Origin of the sequence: Flavobacterium sp. (assembly GCF_020217025.1) — a bacterium.
GTDB lineage: Bacteria > Bacteroidota > Bacteroidia > Flavobacteriales > Flavobacteriaceae > Flavobacterium.
Map to the genome: position 1 here is coordinate 1 of NZ_JAIWOF010000191.1, position 10,000 is coordinate 10,000.

Below are 10,000 nucleotides of genomic sequence, written 5' to 3' on the forward strand. Positions count from 1 at the left end.
GAGATTATACAAAATTTGAAGGAGGAATTTTTGGAGCTCCCTCTAATAATTTTTCAAATCGAATGAATTTTTCGTTGAGTAATACATTTGAAGCCAAAGTAAGAGATAAAGAAAGTAAAAAAGGAGAAGCTAAAAAAGTAATGCTTTTAAACAATCTTAATTTTGCAGTAGGTTATGACATTGCTGCCGATTCTTTAAAATGGTCTGAAATATCAGTATCAGGAGGAACACAACTTTTTAAGCAAAAAATGAATGTTAACTTCGCTGCCATACTAGATGCTTTTGCCATTGATAATTCAGGTAGAAGAATTGATAAATTAAACATTGATAATGGTGGTAGTTTATTGCGTTTACCTAGAGCTAATATGACGATTAACTATAATTTCTCAAGTAGTGATAACAATTCAAAAAGTAAAGAATCGCAACAAAACCTACAAAACGGAGGAACAGGCGATGATTTGTTTGGAAGAAGTACCGATTTAAGTGATTCTCGTCAAAGTTTATTTAACAAGGATAAAGAAAAAGATAATAAAAATTTAGAATGGTACAGTTATAAAATTCCTTGGGATTTAAGATTGGCGTATTCTGTAACTTACAATAATTCTAACAGACAAAATGAAATTCAATCTCATTCTGTTATGGCTTCAGGAAATTTCGAATTAGCGCCAAGATGGAAAGTAGGTTTCTCATCGGGTTATGATTTCAAACAAAAAGGAGTAACTTTTACGCAACTACGTTTTGAACGCGATTTGGAAAGTTGGAGAATGAGTTTTAACTGGGTACCTTTTGGAACCAATACCTATTGGGGATTCTTCATCGGAATTTCCTCTTCAATATTTAGTGATATTAAATACGAAAAACGTCAGTTACCAGACCGAGTATTCAGATAATATATAACAACATGAAAAAAATCATTTATACCGACAAAGCGCCTGCTCCTATTGGGCCTTATAACCAAGCGGTTTTAGTTGGCAACACTTTGTATACTTCAGGACAAATTGCACTAAACCCAGCTACTATGGAGTTGGTTTTAGACGATATTGAAACCGAAACCAAACAAGTAATGGAAAACATGAAAGCCGTTTTAGCTGCAGCCGATATGACATTTGAAAACGTAATTAAAACCACTATTTTCATTATGAATATGGGCGATTTTACAAGAATTAACGCTGTTTACGGAAGCTATTTTGACGAAGCCACAGCTCCAGCAAGGGAAACGGTACAAGTAGCGTGTTTACCAAAAAACGTAAATATTGAAATCTCAATGATAGCAGTGAAATAAATTTGCAATATTTTATAATTTGAAATCCTCACAATTTTTGTGGGGATTTTTTTATGTTTAGTAAAAAGTGTTGACTTTATTATTATATTTGATAGCTACAAGTAAGCTTAAAATACGATGAGCGTATCAAACCAAATTATAAAAAAAATCAAAGAATTAAAAAAAGATAATTCTCTCGGAAGTTATTCGCATATTAAAAACATACTTTTCAATCAATTTATTCCTGTTTTTTGTACAGAAGTACGCCCTTATAAAATCATACGATATAGAAAGCATAATGAAGATAATCGCAATGATTTGTTCAATACTTCAGAAGATTTGAGCTATCGAAAAGACATTTTAAATATTTCGAATTTTGGAAGAGCAAATGAACCCGGACAAGGTTTCTTCTATTGTAATGATAATAAAAATCAAGACACAGGAATTTCAGAAATAGTTTCTGTTTTACGAGGAAATCATGATTCTGAAGAAGAAGTTCTTACTATTGGAGCGTGGAATTTAATGCAAAGTCTTAAACTTGCAATAATTCTTCCTTTAAAATCAAGTTTCTTAAGCCAAGAGGATTTAAAAAACATGGAAAAATTTTATAGCCAAATTGCTGAAGGAAATGAGTTAGAAGAAATAAAAAAATTAGTAAATTTTATCGCTGAAGAATATTATCTTGACATTGATAAAGATAATTCGAATTATAAAATTACTGCAGCTTTTTCAAACTACGTGAGAAACGTTTTCCCCGAAATAGATGGGATTATGTATTCAAGCATAAAATCTGAACATACAGGAATAAATATTGTTTTGTGGCCGGAAATAGTTGATAGTAAATTAGAGTTTGCTGCAGCTAGAAAAACTGTTTTCAAAAAAACTCAAGAGAAAACTTTTGTTGAAGAAGTAATAGCGGAAAGTAAAATGTATGATACAAAAAGTGACATAATTACTTGTTAGCAAAAAGCTAGCTGCTAATAGCGGTTTCACGCAATTTTTAGTTTTTATTTTTATGCATTTACGAAAAACGTTTATCCGGTAACATGGAATTTCATTCCGTACCGACAAAATAAATAACCATTAAACTTCATCCAAACCCAATAACAACAACTGCGCTGTAGCTTCATTAGTTGCTAAAGGTACATTGTGAACATCACAAATACGAATAAGCATGTTAATATCCGCTTCATGAGCGTGGCTGGAATTTGGGTCTTTGAAAAATAATACCATTTTGGTTTTTCCTTCTGCTACACGTGCTGCAATTTGAGCGTCGCCACCTAGAGGTCCTGAAAGCATTTTCTTTACTTTAAAACCAGCTGCTTCTGCCCTTCCACCAGTGGTTCCGGTGGCAATGATTTTTATTTTTTCTTTCGATAAAATGGTTTTGTTCTTATTTAAAAACTGCACCATATCGGCTTTTTTTCCGTCGTGTGCTATAATGGCTATTTCCATGAGTAACTAATTTCCTTACAAAGATAAAAAGAAAAAATCCCAATTCAATTGCTGTTGATTTGAGATTTTGACTACTTTAAATTTATTTTTATTTGTTTAAAATGTGATATTCAATTAAACCATCGATTGGTCTACGTAGCACATTTCCTATTGTAATTCCGCGTTTTTCTAGAACTTCTGTTAATTCGTCTTTTAAATAAAACGCAATCGAGCCAATAAAATGAACGGGAACTTCTTTGCAATTTTCGAACTGTTCTACATAGTTTTCTACGAAACATTCCATTTCTCTTTGAATGAATTTTTGACAGAATTCGGTGTCTTTATGTTTAATTAAAAACTTCGCAAAGGTTGCTAAATAAGCATTAGGATTCGGTTCTTTGTATAAATTGTGTTTGATATAATCAGCATCTACATTGTATTCTTCTTCAAATTCTTTGGCCAATTCTTTCGGCATTTTGTTGAAGTAATAGGCACGAATTAAATGACGTCCAAAACGATTCCCAGAACAATCATCCATGGCAATATAACCCAGCGATTGTACTTTTTGATGTAACACTTTTCCATCAAAATAAGAACAATTTGAACCAGTTCCTAAAATACAAACAATCGCTTTTTCATCTTTTGGAGTTGTTGCATAAACCGCAGCATAGGTATCCTCATGAACTACAACAGTGGCATTTGTAAAATACTCTTTAAAAACTAAGGTTAGAAAATTTTTCATTCGATCAGTACCACAACCCGCTCCGTAGAAGAACAAGTGTGTAGCTTTGTCTTTATTGTACGAAATATCAAATCTATCGTTTAAACGATTGATAATTTCTTCTTTGTCTAGTACTTCAGGATTTAATCCTAGAGTTTGCGTAGTGAATAATACTTTTCCGTTATCATCAATTGCAATCCAATCGGCTTTAGTAGAACCACTGTCAACAAGTAATTTCATTTGGTTGGTGTTAGTTTAGTTTTGGAAACAAAAAATCCCGAACACAAATGTAACGGGATTTTTTAAAAGAACTATTATTTTAAACCAGCAACATGTACTGATAAATCAATTAATTTACTTGAATAACCATATTCATTATCATACCAAGACACCAATTTAAAGAAAGTTGAGTTTAATCCGATTCCAGCTTTAGCATCTACCACAGAAGTTCTGGAATCGCCCACAAAATCTTGAGAAACCACATCATCTTCTGTAAATCCTAAGATACCTTTCATTGAAGTTTCGGAAGCATTTTTAAGTACTTTCATGATTTCTTCGTAAGTGGTTTCTTTAGCTAGTTTTACGGTTAAATCTACTACCGAAACATCAACTGTTGGTACACGGAAAGACATTCCTGTCAATTTTCCGTTTAATGCTGGAATCACTTTCCCAACGGCTTTTGCAGCTCCTGTTGAAGATGGAATAATGTTAACACTAGCAGCACGACCGCCTCTCCAATCTTTCTTAGAAGGACCATCCGCTACCATTTGCGTTGCTGTTGATGAGTGAACTGTTGTCATTAATCCTTCAACAATTCCGAAGTTATCGTGAATTACTTTTGCTAATGGCGCTAAACAGTTTGTTGTACAAGATGCATTAGAAACAATGGTATCTGTAGCTTTTGCTTCGGTGTGATTTACTCCCATAACAAACATTGGTGCATCTGCCGAAGGAGAAGAAATTACTACTTTTTTCGCACCACCATGAATATGAGCTTTAGCGGTTTCTAATGTGGTGAAAATTCCTGTACATTCTGCAACAACATCTACATCAATATCTTTGTCATCCCATTTAATTAATTTTGGATCTTTTTCTGCTGTAACTCTAATAAATTTATCGTTTACATATAATTTTCCATCTTTTACTTCCACTTTTCCATTAAAACGACCGTGAACTGAATCGTATTTTAATAAATAAGCTAAATGATTAACTTCTAATAAATCGTTAATGGCTACTACTTCTACATTATCTCTATTGAACGTTTCTCTAAATACAATTCTTCCGATTCTACCGAATCCGTTAATTCCTAATTTTACTTTTGACATTTTCTTTTCTTTAATTTACTATTTTGTTATGATGATACGATATCGGATACTTTTACCAATTCCATATCGATTTCACTTTGTCCTTTAATGGCTTGCTCTAATGGTGTAAGCATAATCTTATCTTGATTTAATCCTACCATATAATTTGATTTTCCTTCTAACAAGGTTTCAACTGCTTTAACTCCCAATCGTGAAGCTAAAACGCGATCAAAACAAGAGGGAGAACCACCACGTTGCATGTGTCCTAAAACCGAAACACGAACGTCATATTCTGGCATGTTTTCTTCGATGAAATCTTTTAGTTCGAAAACGTTTTTACCAATTTTATCCCCTTCAGAAACTACGACAATACTTGAAGTTTTTCCTGAACCTTTACTTCGTTTTAAAGATTCTAGTAATCGGTCTAAACCAAAATCTTCTTCAGGAATTAGAATTTCTTCTGCTCCTGCTCCAATTCCTGCATTTAAAGCAATATGACCTGCATCTCTTCCCATTACTTCAACGAAGAATAATCGGTTGTGAGAATTTGCGGTATCTCTAATTTTATCGATAGCATCAATTACAGTATTTAAAGCGGTGTCATATCCTAAAGTGTGACTTGTTCCAAAAATATCGTTATCAATAGTTCCAGGAATTCCAATCACAGGAAATCCATATTCACTGTTGAAGATTTCGGCTCCTGTAAAACTTCCATCACCACCAATTACTACAAATGAATCAATTCCAGCCGCTACTAAATTATCATATGCTTTTTTTCTTCCTTCTGTAGTTCGAAAATCTGCCGAACGAGCCGATTTTAAAATTGTACCTCCTTTATTGATAATATTTTTTACATCACGAGGTCCCATTTCTTTGAAGTCTCCTTCAATCATACCTTGGTATCCTCTGTAAATACCAACACATTCTATATTATAATAAGCACAAGCTCTAACTACTGCACGAATAGCAGCATTCATACCAGGAGAATCTCCACCTGAAGTTAAAACACCTACTTTTTTAATCTTTGTCGACATATTATTTTTGATTGTTTATGTAAAGTTATAAAACGAAAAATTAAAAAACAGTGGTTCTTGCAAACTATTTGGTTATAGTTACAAATTCAAACGTTTTCGTTAATAACTTTTTGATTTTTCTACTAAAAAATCACGAATTAATCGATTTCTGGAACTTTTACAGGCTCCTCTTTTACAGCTTCTGTCGATTTTACTTTTCGTTGATTAATAAACTCTATAAATTCAGGTGGAAATTCTGAATCTGGTAATTCATCTTGTGATTTTGATGTATCGTTTTTCTTTTTGTTTTTGTTGAATATCTTTTGCATCATTTCTTTAAATGTATTGAATTCAACATTATAAGTTATTCCTAAACCTTGAGTATATCCAATTCCTTCACCTACATAATTGATATCGTTTTCACGATTAAATACGTGTGCTTTTAGTGAACCGTCTTCGTTTATTTGTATTAACACTTCTAAATTACCCACAATTACCGATTCTGTAACTCCACCAACAGGAACCCCAACTTTTCCGTTTATCGAAATACGGTCATTAATTCGGGTATTCATTGTTACACCTACTCGATCTGAAATCTCTGTTAGCTTATTTCCTTGTGAATAATCTAAACCTAATTGTAAATTACTATCACTATCTGCAAATAAGCCGTTGATAATAGAACTTGCTCCTTCAATTAATGAACCATAAGCTGCATTTCCTGTTGATTCTGCAGTTACAAAAGAACCCGTTGCCATTAAAGCAAAGGCCTGTGTTTGTCTTGTGTCTTTGTCCTGTAATTTATAATCAATTTCACTTTTTAATACCGAACTTACCGTTGGGAAATCAATGTTAAAATCAGGCTGTGGGTTACTTAAATTTCCGTTTAGTAAAATGGTTACATTAGTATCCACTTTTCTATTGAAAGAAGCGCTCTCAACTAAAACAGCTGGATTTGCCATTGTTTTGTAGGTTGCTTTTAAATCTAAAACCGCATCCATAGGCTGACCATCCCAACGAATTGTTCCTCCTTTTTCTACACTAAATTTTTTATCAATAATTCCTCCATATTTAAAATTATATTGCCCTTCTTGAACAATAAAATCGCCAAACATTTCAAATTTACCAAGTGTATTTATATTCATTTGCATTGAACCTACTCCCGTTCCTTTCATGGCATGACCTGTTTCACGGTTTAGAATAATCTCAATGTCGGCATCAGTGTCAATATCAAAATTGAAATCAAGTTCTAATCCTTGATATCTATTTTCTTTTGCAATTTTACCCAAGAGAGATTTTTTATATTCTTCCACCGTCATAAAGTTAATAAAGGAATTGTTTCCTAAATCTTCTTCATCGTTTACCGGAATTTTTATAGAAGTTCCTTTTTCAGATTCACCTGCTACTTTAATATTTAAATTATCTACAGAACCCGTTATACTAGCTTTTCCTTTCACAAAAGCTGTTCCGTAATAATAGGCATCTTCTGAATCTTTAGTGTCTAATGCTAAAATATTATCCGAAATCAAATGCAAATCGAGTTCCCAATCGCCAAGATTTTCATGACGGATAGTTCCATCAATTACTCCTTTTGTTTTGTATTTGGTATCGGTTACTTCAATTTTTCGAAGACTAAATTGATGCTCTGTTAAATCAACAATGGCATTTTTTTCAAAAGCATAATCTACATTCAAATACGGAACACGCATTCCTGCATCATTAAGATAGAGTCGTCCATCCATTTCAGGTTGGGTTAATGAACCACCAATTGTAGTTCTACCCGTAGCATTTCCTCTAACATCAGACAAAACGCTTCCCAATAACGAACCAAATGGAGCTAAATTGAATTTTTCAAAACCAGCAACTAAATCTAAACTTGATTGTTGTCCCACAAAATTTATATTTCCATCCAAGAAAAAATGTTCTTGACCATCTTGTTTTAAACTAGAATTCACTTTAAACTGATTGAAATTTTCGTTTCCTTCTATTTTAAAGTCTAAATCGCCCAATAAAAACTGATTGATTTTCAGGCTATCAATGGTTAAGTTTGAAATAGGTTCATACTTATTTCTATCTTGTTTATAGGTAATATTTCCTTTAATTTTTCCGCCAAATGATAAACTATCTAATGCAGGTGTTACCTTATTCAAATCTACATCATCAAAGGACAATTTGAAATCTTTGTAGGTAGAATCGCGCATGGTCCCAAAAAAATCAATCTTTTGATTGTTATGAGATAACGTTAACTTTTGAAAATCGAAATCTTTAAACTTTTTATCGAATACAATTTTATTGTCTTCTGTTTCTTGTTCGTTAATAAACCAAAGGTATTCTTTGAATTTAATCTCTGATTTTTTAAATCCAACTATAGATTGCTTATCTTCATTTATGGTATGATACAAGTTCAAATCATACGTATCTTCACTTTTTGGTCCACCTTTAAACTCAGAACGAACAAACAATGTATCGTTTAAAGTAACGTTAATCAAATTAAAATCAGCAATTTTATACTTGCCATTTTTAATTGAATCAACTGTTATGTAGGCATTATATAATGGATTTTTATTGTCGATTTCAATATTTACATTTTCAATAGTGTTTTCATATGCAATGATATTTGGAGAAGTAAAATCGAACACAAATTTTCCTTCATCACCACTTATTTTTCCCTTAGCTTTTGTGTTTTCCGATATTTTGACATCTGGTATAAAAACTTCTACAATTTTATCATAGATAGTTAAGTCAAAATTTATGAACTGACCTTTTTCTAACTTATTTGGAGAATAATTGGCATACAAACTTCCCAGTGCATTTTCGACCATTTTTTGCACTTGGTTTACTTTGTATTTCCCTACAATTTGACCTGTAATAATGTCTGGAGAATTAATTTCAATAGTTCTAACTCGTTCCGCATCAAAAGAAGAGGTTATTTCAAAATCATCAAAAAAGTACGAATCTTTACTGTTTTGGTACGAAACGTTATTAATTTTTAAAACTCCCGCCAAATCATCAATCGAATTTCCGTCTGCTTTGAAATCGATAGTACCTTTAAAAATAGATATAGAATCTGTTTTATAGAAATTTAAGATATGTAAATCAGCATAGTCAATTTGGGCTTTAAAATCGTAGTTTTTAGCTTTCAAACTCAAATCGATAGTTCCATCAAAATCCATTTTTAAATTGGGATCATTACTATTGAAATATCCTTTGTAATAAGGCATTTTCATACTTCCATCAACCGTAATGTTTTGATAATTATATCCGTTATAATAAAACTTATCAATTTTTCCTTTGATAGCTGTATTCAACAATTTTTGAGTAAACCCTTTACCATCAACATCTAAATCTAAGGTAGTTTTTCCAATGTCGTTTTGACTTAAAAGTGTTCCTAAATCAAAAGCATCTAACTTAATATTTCCTTGATACGAAGCATTATCAATATTATTGATGTTTTGCATCGCTAAATTACCTTCTAAGTAACCCAATTGTGATAACATCGAAACATCGGCGTTGATGTATTTTTGAGTTAATTCTACAGCACCAGAAATATTTACATTTCCTAATTTAGCCAAAACCGATGGTAAATTATTACCTAAAATTCGTGGTAAAATAGATTTTAAATCTTCGTAATTGGAAGTAATACGATCAAAGTTTCCTTTCATGTAAAACTCTTGATTTCCTTTTCCAAAAAGATTTCTAAAATTCGCAGTTCCAATAATTTCTGATTGATTCTTATCTACTAATTTTAAATTATAAGTCGTGAAATTATTCAATGTTCCAACCAAATGCGTGTCAACATAAAAAATATTATTTTTCCCGAATTCATTGTAGAAATAGTTCAAATCGTTTGAAGCAATTGTAGCTTTATCAAACTGAACATCAAAAATAACTTTGTTATTAAAATCTGAAAAATCTTTTCTTTTGTACTTCAACTCTACTCTACCTTTCATTTCAGATAAAGGTGTTTTCATTGCTAGTTGTTCTAACAAAATATTTTTCTTGGTATACGTAAAATCAGCCGTAATATTTTCGACTAACAATCCGCGATGATCTTTAAAAGATAACTTATCTATAAATGTATAAACATTGGGACCTTTGATAAAGAAATCTTCGATTTTACCATTTAACTGCGTAAAATCGAGCATTTTTGGCGTTTGAAGATTGTGGTCAATGTATTGAAAACGGCTGTTGTAAACCGTCATCTTATTGGCTTTCATTCTAAATCTTCCCGAAGAAGGCGAACCATCATCAAAAGCTTCAATGAATTTAT

Annotated in this window: 8 protein-coding genes; 3 read left to right on the top strand and 5 right to left on the bottom strand. The window is 31.9% G+C overall.

Going from position 1 to position 10,000, the window contains the following annotated elements; translation table 11 throughout:
* The 3 genes from LDL23_RS09855 to LDL23_RS09865 all read left to right on the top strand — a co-directional run.
* Positions 1 to 890: putative LPS assembly protein LptD (locus LDL23_RS09855; protein WP_291265539.1), on the top strand; the 890-nt coding region annotated here is incomplete at its 5' end.
* Between the two features lie 11 nt (positions 891 to 901).
* A complete protein-coding gene (locus LDL23_RS09860; RefSeq protein WP_291265540.1) occupies positions 902 to 1,282 on the top strand; it encodes a RidA family protein in 381 nt (126 codons plus the stop codon).
* Between the two features lie 117 nt (positions 1,283 to 1,399).
* Positions 1,400 to 2,224, top strand: coding sequence for an RES domain-containing protein (locus LDL23_RS09865; protein ID WP_291265541.1), 825 nt, complete (start codon positions 1,400 to 1,402; stop codon positions 2,222 to 2,224).
* A 120-nt stretch (positions 2,225 to 2,344) separates the two neighbouring features.
* Here the strand turns inward: LDL23_RS09865 and LDL23_RS09870 are convergent, their stop codons facing one another.
* The 5 genes from LDL23_RS09870 to LDL23_RS09890 form a co-directional block, all read right to left on the bottom strand.
* Positions 2,345 to 2,716 carry a methylglyoxal synthase gene (locus LDL23_RS09870; RefSeq protein WP_026725788.1) on the bottom strand — a complete coding sequence of 124 codons (372 nt, stop codon included), beginning with the start codon at positions 2,714 to 2,716 and terminating at the stop codon, positions 2,345 to 2,347.
* An 88-nt stretch (positions 2,717 to 2,804) separates the two neighbouring features.
* Positions 2,805 to 3,656 (bottom strand): N-acetylglucosamine kinase, encoded by an 852-nt coding sequence (locus tag LDL23_RS09875; protein WP_291265542.1) that lies wholly within the window; start codon positions 3,654 to 3,656, stop codon positions 2,805 to 2,807.
* A 74-nt stretch (positions 3,657 to 3,730) separates the two neighbouring features.
* On the bottom strand, positions 3,731 to 4,741 hold the full coding sequence (gene gap, locus LDL23_RS09880) for a type I glyceraldehyde-3-phosphate dehydrogenase (RefSeq protein WP_291265543.1): 1,011 nt from the start codon (positions 4,739 to 4,741) through the stop codon (positions 3,731 to 3,733).
* A gap of 26 nt (positions 4,742 to 4,767) precedes the next feature.
* Positions 4,768 to 5,754 carry a 6-phosphofructokinase gene (pfkA, locus tag LDL23_RS09885; protein ID WP_291265544.1) on the bottom strand — a complete coding sequence of 329 codons (987 nt, stop codon included), beginning with the start codon at positions 5,752 to 5,754 and terminating at the stop codon, positions 4,768 to 4,770.
* A gap of 137 nt (positions 5,755 to 5,891) precedes the next feature.
* The coding region (locus tag LDL23_RS09890) for a translocation/assembly module TamB domain-containing protein (RefSeq protein WP_291265545.1) at positions 5,892 to 10,000 on the bottom strand (4,109 nt) is incomplete at its 5' end.

Excerpts from the sequence above, each read along its gene's own strand:
- pfkA (WP_291265544.1), bottom strand. The coding sequence starts at position 5,754 with ATGTCGACAAAGATTAAAAAAGTAGGTGTTTTAACTTCAGGTGGAGAT.
- LDL23_RS09870 (WP_026725788.1), bottom strand. The coding sequence starts at position 2,716 with ATGGAAATAGCCATTATAGCACACGACGGAAAAAAAGCCGATATGGTG.
- LDL23_RS09875 (WP_291265542.1), bottom strand. The coding sequence starts at position 3,656 with ATGAAATTACTTGTTGACAGTGGTTCTACTAAAGCCGATTGGATTGCA.
- gap (WP_291265543.1), bottom strand. The coding sequence starts at position 4,741 with ATGTCAAAAGTAAAATTAGGAATTAACGGATTCGGTAGAATCGGAAGA.
- LDL23_RS09860 (WP_291265540.1), top strand. The coding sequence starts at position 902 with ATGAAAAAAATCATTTATACCGACAAAGCGCCTGCTCCTATTGGGCCT.
- LDL23_RS09865 (WP_291265541.1), top strand. The coding sequence starts at position 1,400 with ATGAGCGTATCAAACCAAATTATAAAAAAAATCAAAGAATTAAAAAAA.